The sequence below is a fragment of the Paracoccus alcaliphilus genome (assembly GCF_028553725.1).
Taxonomy (GTDB): domain Bacteria; phylum Pseudomonadota; class Alphaproteobacteria; order Rhodobacterales; family Rhodobacteraceae; genus Paracoccus; species Paracoccus alcaliphilus.
The window spans coordinates 128,420-147,381 of the sequence record NZ_CP067125.1 but is presented as its reverse complement, the minus strand read 5'-3'; the positions used below and the strand labels follow the sequence as shown (position 1 = coordinate 147,381).

The 18,962-nt window shown below is 64.1% G+C and carries 20 protein-coding genes and 1 pseudogene; 20 read left to right on the top strand and 1 reads right to left on the bottom strand.

Going from position 1 to position 18,962, the window contains the following annotated elements:
- The first annotated feature begins 336 nt into the window (after positions 1-336).
- Positions 337-1,533, top strand: coding sequence for a replication initiation protein (locus JHW40_RS19100; RefSeq protein ID WP_090610553.1), 1,197 nt, complete (start codon positions 337-339; stop codon positions 1,531-1,533).
- Here the strand turns inward: JHW40_RS19100 and JHW40_RS19095 are convergent, their stop codons facing one another.
- Positions 1,534-2,475, bottom strand: coding sequence for a LysR family transcriptional regulator (locus JHW40_RS19095; RefSeq protein WP_090610554.1), 942 nt, complete (start codon positions 2,473-2,475; stop codon positions 1,534-1,536). It abuts the gene before it with no gap.
- A gap of 111 nt (positions 2,476-2,586) precedes the next feature.
- On the opposite strand from JHW40_RS19095, the pseudogene JHW40_RS24265 reads away from it, so the two are divergent.
- The 19 genes and pseudogenes from JHW40_RS24265 to JHW40_RS19000 form a co-directional block, all read left to right on the top strand.
- A pseudogene (locus JHW40_RS24265) lies at positions 2,587-2,787 on the top strand (Rieske 2Fe-2S domain-containing protein); the annotation flags it as partial.
- A gap of 478 nt (positions 2,788-3,265) precedes the next feature.
- Entirely contained in the window at positions 3,266-4,141 is an 876-nt protein-coding gene (locus JHW40_RS19085; protein WP_090610556.1) for a (2Fe-2S)-binding protein, read from the top strand.
- A 3-nt stretch (positions 4,142-4,144) separates the two neighbouring features.
- A complete protein-coding gene (locus JHW40_RS19080; RefSeq protein WP_090610557.1) occupies positions 4,145-4,774 on the top strand; it encodes a glutathione S-transferase family protein in 630 nt (209 codons plus the stop codon).
- Positions 4,774-5,742, top strand: a complete 969-nt coding sequence (locus tag JHW40_RS19075) for a PDR/VanB family oxidoreductase (RefSeq protein WP_090610558.1) — start codon at positions 4,774-4,776, stop codon at positions 5,740-5,742. Before JHW40_RS19080 ends, JHW40_RS19075 begins: the two co-directional genes overlap by 1 nt.
- A 55-nt stretch (positions 5,743-5,797) precedes the next feature.
- The gene (locus JHW40_RS19070; RefSeq protein WP_272849121.1) at positions 5,798-7,378 is read left to right on the top strand and encodes an ABC transporter ATP-binding protein; all 1,581 of its coding nucleotides are present in this window, start codon (positions 5,798-5,800) and stop codon (positions 7,376-7,378) included.
- Entirely contained in the window at positions 7,375-8,466 is a 1,092-nt protein-coding gene (locus JHW40_RS19065; protein WP_244519109.1) for an ABC transporter permease, read from the top strand. Before JHW40_RS19070 ends, JHW40_RS19065 begins: the two co-directional genes overlap by 4 nt.
- Positions 8,466-9,323 (top strand): ABC transporter permease, encoded by an 858-nt coding sequence (locus JHW40_RS19060; RefSeq protein ID WP_272849120.1) that lies wholly within the window; start codon positions 8,466-8,468, stop codon positions 9,321-9,323. The genes JHW40_RS19065 and JHW40_RS19060 overlap by 1 nt, the downstream gene beginning before the upstream one ends.
- Before the next feature lie 33 nt (positions 9,324-9,356).
- Entirely contained in the window at positions 9,357-10,436 is a 1,080-nt protein-coding gene (locus tag JHW40_RS19055) for a BMP family ABC transporter substrate-binding protein (protein ID WP_170851729.1), read from the top strand.
- Positions 10,437-10,504: 68 nt separating this feature from the next.
- On the top strand, positions 10,505-10,810 hold the full coding sequence (locus JHW40_RS19050) for an acylphosphatase (RefSeq protein ID WP_090610561.1): 306 nt from the start codon (positions 10,505-10,507) through the stop codon (positions 10,808-10,810).
- 16 nt (positions 10,811-10,826) lie between these two features.
- Complete coding sequence (locus JHW40_RS19045) at positions 10,827-12,173, top strand: 8-oxoguanine deaminase (RefSeq protein ID WP_090610562.1); 1,347 nt, start codon at positions 10,827-10,829, stop codon at positions 12,171-12,173.
- Between the two features lie 192 nt (positions 12,174-12,365).
- Positions 12,366-12,872: a c-type cytochrome, methanol metabolism-related gene (locus JHW40_RS19040; protein ID WP_090610563.1), complete on the top strand. Its 507-nt coding sequence runs from the start codon at positions 12,366-12,368 to the stop codon at positions 12,870-12,872.
- Complete coding sequence (locus JHW40_RS19035; RefSeq protein WP_090610564.1) at positions 12,872-13,705, top strand: substrate-binding domain-containing protein; 834 nt, start codon at positions 12,872-12,874, stop codon at positions 13,703-13,705. The genes JHW40_RS19040 and JHW40_RS19035 overlap by 1 nt, the downstream gene beginning before the upstream one ends.
- A 198-nt stretch (positions 13,706-13,903) precedes the next feature.
- Complete coding sequence (locus JHW40_RS19030; RefSeq protein ID WP_090610565.1) at positions 13,904-15,088, top strand: ABC transporter substrate-binding protein; 1,185 nt, start codon at positions 13,904-13,906, stop codon at positions 15,086-15,088.
- Between the two features lie 16 nt (positions 15,089-15,104).
- Complete coding sequence (locus JHW40_RS19025; protein WP_090610566.1) at positions 15,105-16,073, top strand: PQQ-dependent catabolism-associated beta-propeller protein; 969 nt, start codon at positions 15,105-15,107, stop codon at positions 16,071-16,073.
- A gap of 9 nt (positions 16,074-16,082) precedes the next feature.
- A complete protein-coding gene (locus JHW40_RS19020; RefSeq protein ID WP_090610567.1) occupies positions 16,083-16,517 on the top strand; it encodes a cupredoxin domain-containing protein in 435 nt (144 codons plus the stop codon).
- Between the two features lie 18 nt (positions 16,518-16,535).
- Complete coding sequence (locus JHW40_RS19015; protein ID WP_090610568.1) at positions 16,536-16,787, top strand: PepSY domain-containing protein; 252 nt, start codon at positions 16,536-16,538, stop codon at positions 16,785-16,787.
- Positions 16,784-17,545 carry an ATP-binding cassette domain-containing protein gene (locus tag JHW40_RS19010; RefSeq protein WP_090610569.1) on the top strand — a complete coding sequence of 254 codons (762 nt, stop codon included), beginning with the start codon at positions 16,784-16,786 and terminating at the stop codon, positions 17,543-17,545. The genes JHW40_RS19015 and JHW40_RS19010 overlap by 4 nt, the downstream gene beginning before the upstream one ends.
- Positions 17,542-18,345, top strand: coding sequence for an ABC transporter permease (locus tag JHW40_RS19005; protein ID WP_090610570.1), 804 nt, complete (start codon positions 17,542-17,544; stop codon positions 18,343-18,345). The genes JHW40_RS19010 and JHW40_RS19005 overlap by 4 nt, the downstream gene beginning before the upstream one ends.
- Positions 18,342-18,953, top strand: coding sequence for a hypothetical protein (locus tag JHW40_RS19000; RefSeq protein WP_090610571.1), 612 nt, complete (start codon positions 18,342-18,344; stop codon positions 18,951-18,953). Before JHW40_RS19005 ends, JHW40_RS19000 begins: the two co-directional genes overlap by 4 nt.
- The last annotated feature ends 9 nt before the right edge of the window (positions 18,954-18,962 follow it).

Genomic DNA, 18,962 nt, shown 5'->3' with positions numbered 1-18,962 from the left:
TGATTGAGTGATATCAGGCACCCATATACAGGGTCATTGGCACCCATCTGCGGGATAGAGGGTGCCCGATTCCGGGACCATCAGCACCGATTCGCGGGATCATGGGTTTCCCTTTGCGGGATTGCCCGGTTTGCGATGGTTTTGACCAGAAACCCCCTGATAAGCGGCCCTTGCGGTCCCGGAAACGGGTGCCTGAGATCGGGGTGGATCAGTAAGGGACCCATTTACGGGACAGGGTCGGCCACGGAAACGGCGGGTTTCAGGTGCCCATGAAATTCTTGTCGATGGGCACCTTATCAGGCATACTCATGGGCAAAACATGAGTCGGGCAGACCAATGGACGAGATTCCTCGCGACCAGTTGACGGGCGCGCTGCGCCGGGGCGCGGTCAAGAAGCATGTGGCCGCGATCCACGTTTCGGGCAAGCTGACGCTGTTGCAGCGCAAGCTGTCGAATGTGCTGCTGCTGAACGCCTATGACACGCTGATCAGCCGCACGCGCCACCAGATCGACGCGCGGACGCTGTGCCTGATGATCGGTTACAATTCGAACGATATCGAGACGCTGAAACAGTCGCTGAAGGGGCTGGCCGAGACGGTGGCGGAATGGGACATGCTGGATGAGCGGGGCCAGCAGGAATGGGGCGTGTCCAGCCTGCTGAGCTATGCCAAGCTGAAAGGCGGGGTCTGCGAATATGCCTATTCCCCGGCGCTGGCGGAAAAGCTGCATGATCCCAAGGTGTTCGCGCTGATCAACCTGAACATCCAGCGGCGGTTCACCTCGGGTCATGCGCTGGCGCTGTATGAAAACTGCTATCGCTTTGTGCGGACCGGCTCGACCGGGTGGTGGCCGCTGGATCTGTTCCGGCGACTGATGGGGGTCGATGGTTCGGCTTATTACGAGACGTTCAAGCATCTGAACGCCAAGATCATCAAGCCCGCCGTGGCCGAGGTGAACAAGACCAGCAACATCATCCTGACGCCTGAGACCAAGAAGACGGGCAGGGCGGTCACCGATATCCGCTTTCGCATCCGCGAAAACCCGCAGCTGGCGATTCTGGATATCGACGATGGCGAAGGGGTGCGGCATGGGCCGGTTTATGCGCGGCTGCGGGCTTTGGGGGTCAGCGACAGGCTGGCGCGGCAATGGCTGTCGGCGCATGGCGAAAAGCAGGTGCTGGCCAAGCTGGATTACGTGGAATCGCGGCCGAATGTGAAAAGCATGGTCGGCTATCTGACCGCCGCGCTGGAGGGGGATTTCCAGACCGTTGCCGATGGCGGCGGGGCAGGGGAGGGGCCTGCGCCCAACGGTCGGGCCGAGGTGCTGCGCCGCATCCTGGAGGCGGTCAAGGCGCGCACGCCGACGCAGCGCGATGCCGACAGGCGGCTGTTTCTGAGTCAGATTTCCGACCGCCGGATGCGCGAGGATTTCGAGAAACACGGCTGGATGTCGCCGCTGAACGCCACCCGCATCACCATCTTCTGGGAGGAGATGTCGCCCGGCCTGATGGAAGGGCTGCAAGCGGCAGAGTGATTACTTGCGGAACTCCTGCTTGGCCGATGCGGTATAAAGATAGGTCTGCATGTCGGCGAAATTCTGCGTCAGGGAGTTGACCAGATCGGCGATCTGCGTGTTGCGCAGCCGGTGGCTGGCGAACAGCGCATAAAGCGGCACCTCTCGCGAGGACCAATCGGGCAGGACCGGAACTAGCAGGCCCTGTTCGACCTCTAGCCGGGCAAAGAATTTCGGCACGAAACAGATGCCGTGATCATGGATGGCCGACAGTTTGATGACCCAGTAATCGTTGCTGAGCAGCTTGGTATGGGGATGCAGGCTGTATTCCTCATCGCCGTTGCGCAGTTCCCACAAGGTGATGTTTTCGGCATTGTGATAGGCCAGCAGATCGTGCTGGCGCAGCTGGGTCGGGTTTTCGGGCGCGCGGTGGCGGGCCAGATAGCCGGGGCTGCAATAGAGACCGAAGGTGAACCGGCCCAGCAGGCGGCCGGTCATTTCCGAGACCTGCGGCATCGGCGGTTCGCCCAGATAAAGCAGACAGTCATAGCTTTCGCGCGAACTGAGCAGCAGGTCAGAGCGCACCACCGTCAGATCCAGCCGCAGGTCGGGATTGTGGCGTGCGAAATGCAGGATCAGCGGCGCGATCAGGTTCGAGGCGAACTCCCCGGTCGAGCCGATGCGCATCGTGCCCTGCGCGTTCTTCTGGCCGGTCCGGGCGCTGTCCAGACCGCGTTCGCAGGCCCGCCGGATCGTGCGCGCATGTTCCAGAAACTCGGTCCCCGCATCCGACAGCACCAGCCGGTTGGCCGAGCGGATGAACAGCGGCGCGCCGATTTCCTCTTCCAGCCTGCGCAACTGGTGGCTGACCGTCGCCTTTGGGCGATAGAGCACCCGCGCAGCACCCGTCAGCGACCCTTCGGCGGCGATCTGCAAAAACACGGTGATGTCTTCAAGATTCATAGATGTTCAACATTCTTGAACGCATGTTTCAAAATAGCTGTCTATGCACGGTGCCGCAAGCCTTCGTAAGTTGGGGGCAATTGACGCAGCCCAGTGCAACGGAGATTGTGAATGGCCCCCGACCAGTGGAACGCGGTGGCTCTGGACAGCCAGATCCGCGCCTCATCCAGCAACCCTGTCATCGTGAACGACTATGCCGTGGCCCTGTGGCGCAGCGCCTCGGGCGAGGTGAACGCATGGGAGGATCGCTGCCCCCATCGCGGCATGCGGCTGAGCCTGGGCTTTGTCGAGGGCGATAATCTTCGCTGCATCTATCACGGCTGGGGCTATGCGCCGGACGGGCAATGCAAGGTGATCCCGGCGCATCCGGGCCTGACCCCGCCGAAAACGATCTGCGCGCAGCGTCACGCGGTGGCAAGCCGTTACGGGCTGATCTGGACCAATCTGGCGGCGGACCCGCAGGCCGCGTTGCCCGATCTGGGCGCCGATGATGGCTGGCAGGCGGTACGCAGCATTTTTCTGAACCTTGCGGTTCAGGATGCCCGCAAGGCGGTGACGGATGATCTGGCCGGGTGGGGCGGGGCGTTGACCGACGGCGATGTGGTCACGCTGGAATTGCAGGATGGTTCAACGCTGGCGGCGGCGTTCCAGCCGGTCGATGCGGGATCGACCGGGGTGCATTTCGTCGTGCGCGGCCCGGCGGCATCGGCCGAGGGGCGGCACGTTCTGGCGCGGCAGGTGGTGCAATTGCGCGACCGGATCGAAAACAACTGACAGGAAGGGAAATGCCATGACTGCGACCACCGACCCGGTTGCCCGTAACGAATGGATCGCCTGTGGCTGGCTGGGCCAGATCCAGCCGGGCGCCAGCCATGACACGATGATTCTGGGCCAGCCGATCCGCGTGACCCGCACGGGCCAGGACAGCTATCGCGTCACCGAGATCGGCGAGGACGGGTCCGAGGGGCGCGAATTGCCGGTCCAGACCCGCTTCACCTGCATCTTCACCACTCTGGGTGAACCGACGCGGCCCTTGCCCGAGATCGCCGAGTTCGACGAACCCGACCGCACCGTCGTCGGCTGCGGCAATGTCGGCGTGAATACCAGCCCCTATCGGCTGGTCGAGAACTTTCTGGACATGGCGCATTTCTCGTTCATCCATGTCGATACGCTGGGGGCGACGGACAAGACCGAGGTGCTGGCCTATCGCACCGAACATCGCAAGGACGTGGACGAGATCTGGGCGGTGGATTGCACCTTCTTCCAGCCCGCCGCGTCGAAGGCGGTGAAGGGCGGGCAGATGACGCGCTATCTCTATCGGGTGATGTCGCCGTTCAGCGTCATGCTGTACAAGAATATCAGCGAGGATTCCGACCGCAACGATGCGATCTGCGTCTTTATCCAGCCGCTGACCGAGACGCGCTGTCTGGCCTATATGCCGATGGCCATCGTGGATAACGAGAACACCGCCGCCGATATTGCCGATTTCCAGCAGTCGATCTTCTTGCAGGATCGGGTGATTCTGGAAAATCAGCGCCCGGCGCTGTTGCCGCTGGATCCGACCTATGAATTGCCGACCCGCGCGGATGCCAGCTCGATCGCGTTCCGCCGCTGGCTGAAGGCGATGGATATCCGTTTCGGCATTTACGAAAAGCAGGCTGCCTGACCCATGACGATCACGCTTCACGACTATTCGCTTTCGGGCAGTTGCTACAAGGTCCGGCTGATGCTGGGCTTTCTGGGGCTGGAATATCAGCGCCGGCAGGTGGATTTCTATCCGGGCCGTCAGCACAAGACGCCGGAATTTCTGGCGATCAACCCGCTGGGGCAATTGCCGGTGCTGGAAGATGACGGGCTGGTTCTGCGCGATGCGCAGGCCATCCTGTGCCATCTGGCGAATAAATACGACAAGGACGGCACATGGCTGCCGCGCGATCCGGCCAGCTTTGGCCCGGTGATGATGTGGCTGATGTTCGCGGGGGGTGAACTGATGGCGGCGTCAAGCGCGCGGCTGCATGATGTGATGAGCTATGATCTGGATATTGATGCCGCGCGCAGATCGGCGCGTGCGGCGTTCCGGGTGCTGGACGATCACCTGACCCATCGCGAAATCGACGGCGGCACATGGATCGTGGGCGATCATCCCACCATCGCCGATCTGGCCTGCTTTCCCTATGTCGCGTTGTCGGGTGACGGCGGCATCGGGCACGAGGAATATCCGGCGATCCGCAACTGGCTGCGCGAATTCCGCAAGCTGCCCGGTTTCCATGCCATGTCCGGCATCTCCGAGTATGTCTGATGACGGATGAGAACGAATTCGAGGTCCGCATCCGCAAGGTCCGATCCGAGACATCGGAAATCCGCAGCTTTGAATTCGAGGCGGTGAATGGCCAGCCCCTGCCGGAATTTCAGGCCGGGGCGCATATCTCGATCTCGCCCTTTCCGGGCGTGGTGCGGCAATATTCGCTGGTCAATGATCCGGCGGATCGCAGCCGTTACCTGATCGGGGTCAAGCGCGAGTTGAACGGGCGCGGCGGATCCAGCGCGATGCATACGCAACTGCACGAGGGCGGCACCGTCCGCATCACCGCCCCGCGCAACAATTTCGCCCTGCGTTCGGGCGAGGGCGGGCGCCGCCTGCTGCTGGCGGGCGGAATCGGGGTGACGCCGCTGCTGAGCATGGCGCAGGTGCTGGCCGCGCAGGGCGAGGATTTCGAGCTGCACTATTTCGCGCGCACCAACAGCGAGATCGCCTTTCGCGACCTGATCCTGGAAAGCGAATGGTCGGATCGCGTCGCCTATCACTTCGGGCTGGTGCCGCCGCTGCTGACCGAGGTGCTGCACGAGATCCTGCGCGAGGGCGGCCATTCGGTCTATCTGTGCGGGCCCAATCCGTTCATGGATATCGTGCGCCATTGCGCCGAGGCGACCGGCTGGCCCGCCGACGCGATCATTCTGGAACATTTTTCGGCAGAGGTGCCGGTTCTGACGCCGGGAGAGGGCGAATTCGTGCTGCGGTTGGCCAAAAGCGGGATCGAGCTTGTGGTGCCGTCGGACCGCACCATCATCGAGGTCATCCGCGAGGCGGGGATCGAGATCAAGACCAGTTGCGAACAGGGTGTCTGCGGCACCTGCATCACCGAAGTGATCGAGGGGGAAGTGGAACATCACGATCTTTTCCTCAGCCCGGACGAGCAGGAGGGCGGCAGGCTGATCATGCCTTGCGTATCCCGCTGCACATCCCGGCTGCTGGTGCTGAATATCTAACCGGGCAGCGGGCAGGGTGTCTGTAAGCCTCGGAGACATAACAGGGAGATAACATATGGGCATGGCCGCCACAGCCGCCTGTCACCCCGAGCCGGTCGAGGCCGGTTCGCCGCTGCTGGATCTGGGCGGCGTGACCAAGGCATTCCAGACGGTGGTTGCGAATCGCGATGTCTCGCTGGCCATCCGCCCCGGCGAAATCCATGCCGTGCTGGGGGAAAACGGCGCGGGCAAAAGCACGCTGATGAAGATGATCTATGGCGTCTTTCCCCCCGATGCGGGCGAGATGCGCTGGAATGGCGAACCCGTTGTGCTGACCAGTCCGGCGCAGGCGCGCAAGCTGGGCATCGGCATGGTTTTCCAGCATTTCTCGTTGTTTGAATCGCTGACCGTGGCGGAAAACATCTCTTTGACCGTGCCGGACAGCGTGGCCCGGCTGGCGGGACGTATCCGCGAGATCGGGCAGCGGTTTTCGCTGCCGGTGAACCCGGATTCGCTGGTTCATTCGCTGTCGGTCGGCGAACGGCAGCGGGTCGAGATCATCCGCTGCCTGTTGCAGGAGCCGCAGCTGATCATCATGGACGAGCCGACCTCGGTGCTGCCACCAAGCGGGATTCCAGCGCTGTTCGACACCATCCGCGAACTGGCCGCGCAGGGCTGCGCCGTGCTGTTCATCAGCCACAAGCTGGAGGAAATCCGCAGCCTGTGCCACAGCGCCACGGTGATGCGCGCGGGCGAGGTGGTGGCGACGGTCGATCCGCGCCGGGCCAGCGCCTTGGAACTGGCGCATCTGATGATCGGGCGGGAAATCCCGCATCCGAAACGCACCGCCCCCATGCCGGGGCGCGATCCGGTGCTGGAACTGGCGCAGCTGTCGCAGCCTTCGGACGATCCGTTCGGGGTCGGCCTGCATGATCTGGATCTGCGGCTGTATCCCGGAGAGATCGTCGGCATTGCCGGGATTTCGGGCAATGGCCAGAAGGAACTGGCGGCGCTGCTGTCGGGCGAGGCGGTGCTGGACCGCCGCCGCCGCGATCTGGTCCGGGTGCTGGGTCAGGGATGCGGCGACATGGATGCCAAGCTGCGCCGCGGGATGGGGCTGGCCTTCGTTCCCGAGGATCGCAACGGTCGCGGGTCCGTTCCCGAAATGACGCTGGCGGAAAACGCGCTGCTGACCGGCCATGCGCAGGGGATGGTGCGGCGCGGTCTGATCGAGCGGTCGCGGATGCGCGCCTTCGCCGAAACCTGCATCCGTGAAATGGGTGTGCGCTGCACCGGCCCCGAGGCCGAGGCCCGCAGCCTGTCGGGCGGCAACCTGCAAAAATTCATCATGGGCCGCGAAATCCGGCTGAAGCCGAAGGTGCTGGTGGCCGCGCAGCCGACATGGGGCGTGGATGTGGGCGCCGCCGCGCTGATCCGCCAGCAACTGATCGACCTGCGCGATTCCGGCGTCGGCATTCTGGTCATCAGCGAGGAGCTGGACGAATTGTTCGAGGTCAGCGACCGTATCCATGTGCTGTTCCGGGGCCGCCTGTCGCCCGCGCTTGGCCGGGCCGAGGCCACCGTCTCGACCATCGGCGATTACATGACCGGGGGCTTTCTGCCCCGCGATGTTACCAAGGCGAGGGTCACGGCATGATGCGGCTTCCCTGGATCGTCGAGCCGAGGATCGGCAGGACCGGCCCGCGCGCCCTGCTGGCGCCGCTGATTGCGGTGGTCACGACGGTGGTGGCGGCGGTCATCCTGATGTCGTCGCAGGGCGTCGCGCCGTCGCGTGCGATCTGGCAGCTGTATGTCGCGCCGCTGTCCAGCCTCTACAATCTCAGCGAGGTGCTGCTGAAGATGGCGCCTTTGCTGATTATCGCGCAGGGGCTGGCGATCGGCTTTCGCGCCAAGGTCTGGAATATCGGCGCCGAAGGTCAGTTGCTGCTGGGCGCGATCGGCGGCAGCCTGTTGCCGCTGTGGTTCAATGACAGCGTGAACCCGATGATGCTGCCGACCATGGCGATGTGCGGGATGCTGTTCGGCATGGGCTGGGCGGCGCTGGCGGCGTTTCTGCGCACGCGGTTCAACGCCAACGAGATTCTGGTGACGCTGATGCTGAACAGCATCGCGCTGCAACTGCTGTACTATCTGGTATCCGGGCCGCTGCGTGATCCCTATGGCTTCAACTTTCCGCAATCGGCGCTGTTTCCGCAGGTGGCGATGCTGCCGTCGCTGTTCGGGATGGGGCGGGCGAATGTCTCGATCATCGTCGCGCTGCTGGCCACCGTCGCCGCGTGGATCTTTGTCGAGCGCAGCATGACCGGCTACAAGTTGCAGGTCGGCGGCGTGGCCCCGGATGCGGCCCGCTATGCCGGGTTCCGCGAGAAACGCGCGGTCTGGCTGAGCCTGTGCATCGGCGGCGCGGCGGCGGGTCTGGCCGGCGTGTTCGAGGTGGCCGGCCCGCTGGGGCAGTTGCAGCGGGTGGTGTCGCCCGGTTACGGTTTTGCCGCCATCATCGTGGCCTTTCTGGGCGGGCTGAACGCCATCGGCATCCTGTTCGCGGCCTTCTTCATGGCGGTGATCTATGTCGGCGGTGATATGGCGCAGGCCTCGGCCGGGGTGCCCTATGCGGTGAATACCTCGCTGCAAGGGGTGCTGCTGGTCAGCTATATCGGGGCACGGCTGTTCGTCGATTACCGCGTGCGGTGGCGGCGTGACATCACGCAGCAGGGGGTGAACTGATGGGAACGACACTTGTTTTCCTGCTGTCGGGCACGCTGCTGGCCGCGACGCCGCTGTTGCTGGCCGCGATGGGAGAGCTGATCGTGGAACGCGCGGGCATCCTCAACCTGAGTATCGAGGGGATGATGGCGCTGGGGGCGGTGGTCGGTTTCGCCACGATCATGGCGACGGGCAGTCACTGGCTGGCGCTGGGGAATCAGGTCGCCACCGGCATTGCGGTCGGTATTCTGGGGCTGGGCCTGTCGGGGCTGATCGGCAAACCCTATGAGGGCATGACGGTCGCGCCGATGAAGCGGATCCCGATCCCGGTCCTGTCCGAGATCCCGATCATCGGCCCGGGCCTGTTCAACCATTCGGCTCTGGTCTATCTGGCGCCGCTGCTGGCGGTTGGGCTGTGGTGGATGCTGCGCAGCACGAGGATCGGGCTGATCATCCGCGCCGTGGGCGAATCGCCGGAATCGGCCCATGCCATCGGCTATAGCGTGCTGATGACCCGGTTTCTGGCGGTCATGGTGGGCGGCTTCATGGCCGGGCTGGCGGGCGCCTTCATCGCCACCGTCTCCGCGACGTTGTGGTCGGACGGGATGATCGCCGGGCGCGGCTGGATCGTGGTGGCGCTGGTGGTCTTTGCCACATGGCGCGTGGACCGGCTGGTCATCGGCGCCTGGCTGTTCGGGCTGGCCACGATTGCCGAATTGCTGGTGCAGGGGGCGGGTATCTCGGTGCCATCGCAACTGCTGACCAGCATTCCCTATATCGCCACGATCATTGCCATTTCGATCCTGTCGATGGATGGCCGCAAGATGCGCCTGAACGCCCCGGCCTCTTTGGGCCGCACCTATAACAGTACCGCCTGAGCAGGCATGCCAACGGCAGAAGGAACGATGCCAATGAAACGCAGACTGACAAACTGGATCGCAGCCGCCTGCATGGCGCTGCCGCTGACCGGGATCGCGGCCACGGCCGAGCCGGTCCTGATCGGCCTGATCTATCCGACGCCGGTGGCGGATGTCGGCTGGGCCAAGCAACTGGATCTGGGGCGCGAAGCCGTCGAGGAAGCATTCGGCGACCGCGTGACCACCCGCGTGGTCGAGAATATCCCCGAAGGGCCCGATGCCAGTCGCGTCGTGAACCAGCTGGTGGCCGATGGGGCGAAATTCGTCGTGCTGGGGTCGTTCGGTTACATGAATGACGGGTTGCGGCTGGCGCAGCGCAGCCCGGATGTGGATTTCATCCATGCCAGCGGTTTCCGGCAGGCCGAAAATTTCGGCACCTTTACCGCACGCAGCTATGAGGCGTTCTATCTGGCCGGGATGGCGGCGGGCATGGTCACCGAAAGCAACACCATCGGCATCGTCGCGGCATTCGCCATCCCCGAGGTGATCGCCGAGGTCAACGCCATCACGCTGGCCGCCCGCAAGGAAAACCCCGATGTCAATATCCGCATCGTCTGGGTGAACAGCTGGTTCGATCCGGCCCGCGAACAAGAAGCCGCGCGGGCGGTGATCTCGCAAGGGGCGGATGTGGTGTTCTCGTTGCATCAGGATACGCCTTCGGTGGTGAATGTGGCGCAGGCCGAAGGGGTCTATGTCGTCAATACCGGATCGGACATGAGCGCGCATGGGCCTGATGCGGTTCTGGGATCGGTCGTGCATGACTGGAGTTCCTATTTCGTCGAGGCTGTCGGTGCCTCGCTGGAGGGCAATTTCGAGGGCCATGACGAACGCGGCGGGCTGGCATCGGGTGCGGTGTCGGTGCAGGCGTGGAATGACGTGCTGACCGAGGAGCAGATGGCCCGGATCAACGAGACCGAGGCGGCGCTGATCAGCGGCGAGGCGCATGTCTTTGCCGGCCCGCTGAAGGATCAGAGCGGCACCGAGCGCGTGGCCGAGGGCGAGGCTTTGCCCGATCCCGAGATTTTCGCGATGAACTGGCTGGTGGAAGGTCTGACCGGATCGCTGCCGCAATAAGCGCCCTTGCGGGCCGTCCCGATCCGTGGGGGGCCCGCCGGGTTCGACAGCCTGAAAGGATGCACGAGTTGGACTTTGAAAGCGGCGAATTCGGGCGGGGCGGGCAAGAGCTTTGCGCGGTCGAACTGATCTATCGCGGCACCCTGGGCGAGCCTTTCGTGGCCTTCGCCATAGCCCGCGCCCGCAGGCTGAGCCTGAATGGCTGGATCAGCCCCGGGCCCGATGGCGTCAGGATCGCGGCGCAGGGGCCGCAGGCGATGGTCGATGCGTTCGAGATCGTGTGCAGCCTTGGCCCGATCGAGGCCGATGTGCGGGAATGGGGCCGCAGCGATACGCAGCCCGGCATGAACAGCGACGGGTTCGAGCGGCGTTGAGCGCAGGAGAATGACGATGGCCGCTACCCTGATCCGCAATGCGCAGATCACCGTGACCATGGATGCCGACCGCAGCGAGCCGGAAGGTGTGTCGATCCTGATCGAGAATGGCGCGATCGCCGCCATCGGTCGCGACCTGCACGCCCCGGCCGGGGCCGAGATCGTCGAGGCAACCGGGCTGATCGTCACGCCGGGGCTGATCAACACCCATCACCATCTTTACCAGACCCTGACCCGCGCCGTGCCGGGCGGGCAGGATGCGCTGCTGTTCGGCTGGCTGCGCACCCTTTATCCGATCTGGGCGCGCTATCGCCCGTCGGATTTCGTGCTGGCGGCGCAGGTCGGGCTGGCGCAACTGGCGCTGTCGGGCTGCACGATGACTTCGGATCATCAATATCTGTTTCCCAATGGCGCAAGGCTGGACGACACCATCCATGCCGCGCGCGATACCGGTCTGCGCTTTCACGCCACCCGCGGCGCGATGAGCATCGGCGAAAGCAAGGGTGGTCTGCCCCCCGATGCGCTGGTCGAGGATGAGGCGGCGATCCTGAAGGACTGCATCCGGGTCATCGACGCCTTTCACGACCCCTCGCCGCAGGCCATGACCCGCGTGGCGGTGGCGCCCTGTTCGCCCTTTTCGGTCAGCCGCGAGTTGATGCGCGATGCGGCCCTGCTGGCGCGCGACAAGGGCGTGATGCTGCATACCCATCTGGCCGAGAATGACGAGGATGTGGCCTACAGCCTGTCCAGTTTCGGCTGCCGTCCCGGTCAATATGCCGAGGATCTGGGCTGGGTGGGGCAGGATGTCTGGCACGCCCATTGCGTCAGGCTGAACGGTGACGAGATCGCCCTGTTCGCGCGCAGCCTGACCGGGGTGGCGCATTGCCCCTGTTCCAATTGCCGTCTGGGCTCGGGGATCGCGCCGGTGCGGGCGATGCGCGACGCGGGCGTGCGGGTCGGGCTGGGGGTCGATGGTTCGGCCTCGAACGACGCGGCGGACCTGATGAGCGAGGCGCGGCAGGCGATGCTGTTGCAGCGCGTGGCCAATGGCGCCGACGCGATGAGCGCGCGCGAGGCGCTGGAGATCGCCACCATCGGCGGCGCGCAGGTGCTGGGCCGGGCGGATCATCTGGGCTCGGTCGAGGTCGGCAAGCGCGCCGATCTGGCGCTGTGGGATGCGGGCACGCTGCCGATGGCGGGGGGCTGGGACCCGGTGGCCGCGCTGATTCTGTGCGGCCCGCACCGGGTCCGGCATCTGTTCGTCGAGGGCAGGCAGGTGGTCCGCGACGGCGTCCTGACCACACTGGACGGCGCGGAACTGACCCGCCAAAGCGCCGAAGCCACGGCCCGGCTGGCGGGCTGAGCCGACAGCCGTTTCATCCACCAGACAGAAGGGCAGGGCGCAAGTCCCTTTGCGCCGTGCGGATTCCGTGGCAGGGTCGGCGCAGATCCCCACAGGCCTTTCCGAGCGGACCAGACTAAAGTTGGAATGGACGTGGATTTCGGAGCCTCTACGATCTTATTATAGTTTTATAGTCTCTGGGAGGAGAACCTGATGAGAGCCGCCATGCCGATCCTGGCATTAGCCACTCTGTTCACGACAGCCGCTTTTGCTCAGGATCAAAATGTCGAGCCGGTGAACGACGATGGTGTCCGCTGGTACAATTCGGATGAGATCCCGACATACAAGATCGAAGAGGATGGCACCGTCGATTGGCCGACCTTTTCCGGCTATCGCCGCTATCACGCGGAATGCCATGTTTGCCACGGCCCCGACGGCGAGGGCTCGACCTATGCGCCCGCGCTGAAAAGGTCGGCGATGCGGATGGATTACTATGATTTCTATGGCGCGGTCGCCAGCGGCATTCAGAAGGTCGGGGCGTCGGACAACCAGGTGATGCCCGCGTTCGGCACCAATCCCAACGTGATGTGCTATCTGGACGATATCTATACCTATCTGCGTGCGCGTGGGACCGATGCGATCCCGCGTGGCCGCCCGGCACAGCGTGCCGACAAGTCCGAAGACTATACGGAAGCAGAAACCAACTGCATGGGGGGTTGATGATGCGGCCCCTTCTTCCGGCCGTGTTGCTGGCGGCTCTGGCCAGCGGGGCGGGCGCGCAGGTGGCCGATCTGGTTGACCGCTCGGCCCTGCGGGTCTGCGCCGATCCGGCCAACTCGCCGCTGTCGTCAGAGGATGGCAGCGGCTTCGAGAACCGGATCGCCGAACTGCTTGCGGCCGAGATGGGCGTGCCGGTGCAATATACATGGTTCCCGCAGGTGATCGGCTTTGTGCGGCAAACGCTGAGCGCCGGCCGATGCGATCTGGTGATCGGCTTTGCGCAGGGGGACGAGCTGGTTCTGAACACCAACCATTACTATACCTCGACCCATGTGCTGGTGGTGCGGTCCGACAGCGATCTGACCGAGGTCGATCATCTGGCCGATCCGGCGCTGAAGGGGCGACGGATCGGGGTCGTCGCCGGTGCGCCGCCCACGACCCATGTCGCGCGGCTGGGGATGATGAACGACGCCAAGCCCTATGACCTGATGACCGACCGCCGCGTAGAAAACCCGGCGGGCGACATGTTGCAGGACGTGCAGGACGGGGTGACCGATGCCGCGCTGATGTGGGGCCCGATCGCCGGGCCGCTGGTCAAGGACAACCCCGAACTGACGATGATCCCGCTGCTGAAGGAATCCGGGCCGCCGCGCGTGTTCTTTCGCATCACCATGGGCGTCCGCGCGGGCGAGGATGTCTGGAAGCGGCAGATGAACAGCATGATCCGTCGCCATCAGGACGAGATCGACGCGATTCTGCGCGATGCCGGGGTGCCGCTGGTGGACGATTACGGCAAGTCGCTGAAGCCTGAAGCAGAGGCTGCCGAACTCTGACCGCTCTGGTCGGCGTGCCTGATCCTGCCGAAATCCTCGGCCAACGCGCTGGCTCCGGGCGTGATGCGCCAGCTTGCCCGACAGGCTGGCGCAACGTCCGCATTTTTCACGAAAATTGCTATTATTATATTTTTATTACATAAAATAGCTTTGCCGCGGCGGCAGGTCGTGCATCAATCGGCATCGAGGGAGGATCAAATGCGGGAAATTCATCGACTCGCTGCGGCGAGTGTTGTTCTTTGTCTTGCTGCGGCGCTGCCAGCGCGGGCCGATGTCGAATACCGGGCCGCCGTGCTGCGGGTGGATGCGCAGGGGACCGCGCCGATTTCGCGGCTGGACCTGAAACCGGACGATCTTGGATTCGCGGGGGCCGAACTGGGCACCGCCGACAATGCCACGACCGGCGGCTTCATGGGACAAAGCTTTACCACCGAAACGGTCGCCGCCACGCCCGACACAGCCGAGGACGAACTGACCCGGCTGCTGGATGAAGGGTTTTCCTATATCGTGCTGCTGGCCGATGCGCCGATGACGGTGCAGCTGGCTGATCTGGCGGGCGAACGGGCGCTGGTCTTCAACGCCTTCGCAAGCGACGATTCGCTGCGCGGCGCGGATTGCCGGGCGAACCTGCTGCATGTCGCACCATCGGATGCGATGCTGGCCGATGCGCTGGCACAATATCTGGTCTGGAAGCGGTGGAGCGACTGGTATCTGATCGAGGGCAGCCACCCGCAGGATCAGGCGCTGGCCGACGCCTATCGCCGCGCGGCCGAGAAATTCGGCGCCCGGATCGTCGAGGAACGGGTCTATGAGGATACCGGCGGCGCAAGGCGCACCGACAGCGGTCATGTGCAGGTGCAGGCGCAGATGCCGGTCTTTACCCAGCGGGCGCGGGATCATCATGTGGTCGTCGCCGCCGACAGGGCAGGGGTCTTTGCCGACTGGCTGCCCTATCACACATGGGACGCGCGGCCGGTGTCTGGATCGGCGGGGCTGGTGCCCGAAAGCTGGCATCCCGCGCATGAGGCATGGGGCGCGACCCAGTTCCAGACCCGGTTCGAGAAGCTGGCGAACCGCCCGGCGCGGGACGAGGATTATCAGGTCTGGATGGCACTGCGCGCGATCGGAGAGGCCGCGACCCGCACTCAGGGCGGCGATTTCGCGGCGATCCGCGATTTCATCCTGTCCGAAGATTTCGACCTGGCGGCCTTCAAGGGCCAGAGCCTGAGCTTCCGCGACTGGGACGGTCAGCTGCGCCAGCCGGTGCTGCTGAGCGCGGGCAATGTCGTGGCCTCGGTCAGCCCGCAGGAAGGGTTTCTGCATCAGGTCAGCCAGCTTGACACTCTGGGCATCGACCGGAGTGAATCGGAATGCAAGCGATAAAAAATGGGGGGAACTGATGAGATTTGCTGCGATATTGGCCTGCTGCACGGCGCTGACAGCCGGGCCGGCACTGGCCGACAAGATCTTCGTATCCAATGAAAAGGGCAATTCGGTCACGGTGCTGGATGCCGACAGCCTGGAGGTGATCCACACCATCACCGGGATGCAGCGCCCGCGCGGGATCACCGCCTCGCCCGATGGCAAGGTGATCTATGTCTGCGCCTCGGACGACGATCTGGTGCGGGTTTATGACGCGGAAACCTATGAGGAACTGCCGTCGCTGCCTTCGGGGCCGGACCCGGAACTGTTCGTGCTGCACCCGTCGGGCAACCCGCTGTTCATCGCCAATGAGGACGACAATATCGTCACCGTGGTCGATGTTGAAACCCGGCAGGTGCTGGCCGAGGTTCCGGTGGGGGTCGAACCCGAAGGCATGGGTGTCAGCCCAGATGGCAAGATCGTGGTCAACACGTCCGAGACCACCAACATGGCCCATATGATCGACACCGAGACCTTCGAGATCGTGGCCAATGTGCTGGTCGATTCGCGCCCGCGCTTTGCCGAATATTCGCCCGACGGATCGCTGCTGTTCGTGACGGCCGAGATCGGCGGCACGGTCAGCGTGATCGACCCGGTCGCCAACGAGATCACCAAGAAGATCGAATTCGAGGTCGCGGGCGTGCTGCCCGAGGCGTTGCAGCCCGTGGGCCTGCGGGTGACGGCGGACGGCAGCAAGGCCTATGTCGCGCTGGGGCCTGCCAACCGGGTCGCGGTGATCGACGTGGCCAGCCTTGAGGTCACGGATTATCTGCTGGTGGGGCAACGGGTCTGGCAGCTGGGCTTTTCGCCCGATGGCAGGTTCCTTTACACGACGAACGGCAATTCCAACGACATTTCGGTCATCGACACCGAAACCGACACGGTAACCGAGTCGGTGCCCGTGGGCGAACAGCCCTGGGGTGTCGTGGCGGTGAAATCAGACTGAGGGGAGTAAATGATGAAGGCATTGATTTTCGGGGCCGCGATGCTGGCCGCAGGGGGCGCCGTGGCGCAGCCGTTCGACTATGGCTTTGCCGGGCTGATGGCCAACAAGAACCGGGAGACGCTGGCGCCGCTGACGCTGGGTTCGGGCAAACCGGTGGCCGAAGAGGAATACGAGCTGAAATCGGGCACCTATTACAAGATGAATATCGTGGCCGACGGGTCTGCCGAACTGGCGCTGTCGGGTGGCGATTTCTTCCGCGCGATATGGATAAACGAGATCGTCATCAACAAGATCGAGATCCGCCCGATGGGCGTTCACTCGCTGGAATTCGACGATGCGGGCGAGGCCGAGATCAGCTTTATCGCCATCACGCCCGGCAGCTATACGCTGTCGATCCCCGGATCGTCTGGCGAAAGCCAGCGCGCCGTGTTCAATATCCGTTAACCAAGCAGGAGGAGACCCATGAAACGCATTCTTCTGGCCGCGACGCTGGCCGCCTTTGCCGTTCCGGCATTTGCCGATGACGATCCGACCGATGAACAGATCGCCCGCATCGACGAGGTGCTGGCCGAGATGACCTGCGAGGTCGATCCCGACAATATCGAGGTCGAGGATGACGGCAGCTTCGATCTTGACGATGTGATGTGCGCCGACGGACAATATGACATCAAGCTGAATGCCGACTTCACCGAGAAGGAGCGGCGCAAGGAATGATTTCGGAACCGGGCGCGGGGGATGATCCCCCCGCGCTTGACATACAGGGCGTCAGCCATCGTTTCGGCGCGATCGAAGCCCTGCGCGACGTCAGTTTCCGCGTCGGCCCGGGCAGCTTCTGCGCCCTTCTGGGCATCAATGGCGCGGGCAAGACGACGCTGTTTTCGCTGATCACCCGGCTTTACGATTCCACATCCGGCAGGATTTCGGTGGATGGGTTCGACGCGCGCCGTCAGCCGGGCAGGGCGCTGGCGCGGCTGGGCGTGGTGTTCCAAAGCCGGGCGCTGGATGCCGATCTGACCCTGCGCCAGAACCTTGCCTATCACGCCGCCTTGCACGGGATCGGCGGGCGTGCCGCGCGCAGGCGTATCGCCGAGGTGCTGGAACTGGTCGATCTGACCGACAAGGTCACGGCCCGCGCCTCGACCCTGTCGGGCGGCCAGCAGCGCCGGGCCGAGATCGCGCGCGCCCTGCTGCACCGTCCCCGGCTGTTGCTGCTGGACGAGGCGACGGCGGGGCTGGACCTGCGGGCGCGGGCCGATGTGCTGGCGCTGACGCGACGGCTGATCTCGGAAGAAGGCGTCTCGACCCTCTGGGCCACGCATATCTTCGACGAGATCGCGCCCTCGGATCATGTCGTGCTGCTGCATCGGGGGCAGGTGCTGGCCGATACGCTGGCCGCCGATCTGGCAGGGGATGAAACCTTGAGCGAGGTTTTCCTGCGCCGGACTGGCATCACGGCGGAGGAGATGGAATGAAAGGCTGGAGCATTGCCTTTGGCGGCATCGCCCGCCGCGAATTCCTGCGCTTCATCCATCAGCGGGAACGGTTCCTGTCGGCGCTGGTGCGGCCGCTGATCTGGCTGTTCGTCTTTGCCGCCGGGTTCCGCTCGGTTCTGGGGCTGTCGATCACGCCGCCTTACCGGACCTATGTGCTGTACGAGGTCTATGTGACGCCGGGGCTGTGCGGGATGATCCTGCTGTTCGCGGGGATGCAGTCGTCGCTGTCGATGGTCTATGACCGCGAGACCGGGGCGATGCGCAGCCTGCTGGTCAGCCCCTATCCGCGCTGGTTCCTGCTGGGGTCCAAGCTGTTCGCCTCGGTGCTGGTGGCGGTGTTGCAGGTCTATGCCTTTCTGGTGATCGCGTGGTTCTGGGGCATCCGGCCACCGTGGCAGGGCTATCTGTCGGCGCTGCCCGCGCTGTTGCTGGCGGGGATGATGCTGGGATCGCTGGGGCTGCTGATCTCATCCGCGATCCGGCAGCTGGAGAATTTTGCAGGGGTGATGAATTTCGTGATCTTCCCGATGTTCTTCGCATCCTCGGCGCTGTATCCCTTGTGGCGGCTGCGTGAATCCAGCGTGCTGCTGCACGACATCAGCGCGTTCAACCCGTTCACCCATGCGGTGGAGTTGATCCGATTCGCGCTTTACAGCCGGGTCGAGCCGCTGTCCCTTGCCGTGACAGCAGGCTGTCTGCTGCTGTTCTTCGGCGTTACCGTATTCATGTATGATCCGGCCAAGGGCCTGTGGCGCGGCCGGAAAGGAGGAGGTCGATGAGGCTCACCATCCGTTGTGCCATGCTGCTGGCGGCGCTGGCCGCTGGCACCGCCCATGCGCAAGAGGGGCCGGTGCCCGATCCCGACTGGCCCTGCATCCAGCGCCGGCAACCGTCGCTGTCGGTCGGTCAGGTCTGGGGCGGCCCGCCCCCCGATGAGGCCGCCGAGGCCCATGCCGCCGACAAGGACGTGAAGGATCTGGCCCATGTGATCGCGTTGCGCCGCACGGCGATGGCGGATGCCCAGACGATGATCGCCGATTTCGCCGGAACCCATGACGAGCCCGCGCTGGTCGGGCTGTTTCTGGCCGTCTTCGAGCAGATTCAGGGTCAGCGCAACCGGGTCATGGCCGGGATCACCCGCTATGCCCATCAGCAAGAGGCGCTGGATGCCCGGATCAAGCAGCGGCGTCAGGATTTCGCCCGGCTGACCGAGGCCGAGCCGCCCGATTTCGACGCCATCGACCGGGTCGAGGAGGAAATCGACTGGTCCACCCGCATCTTTCAGGACCGCCAGCAATCGCTGACCTATGTCTGTGAAACCCCGGTGATTCTGGAGCAGCGTATCTTTGCGCTTGGCCGGGCGATCGCCTCGCATCTGCCGCGTTGAGAGGGATGC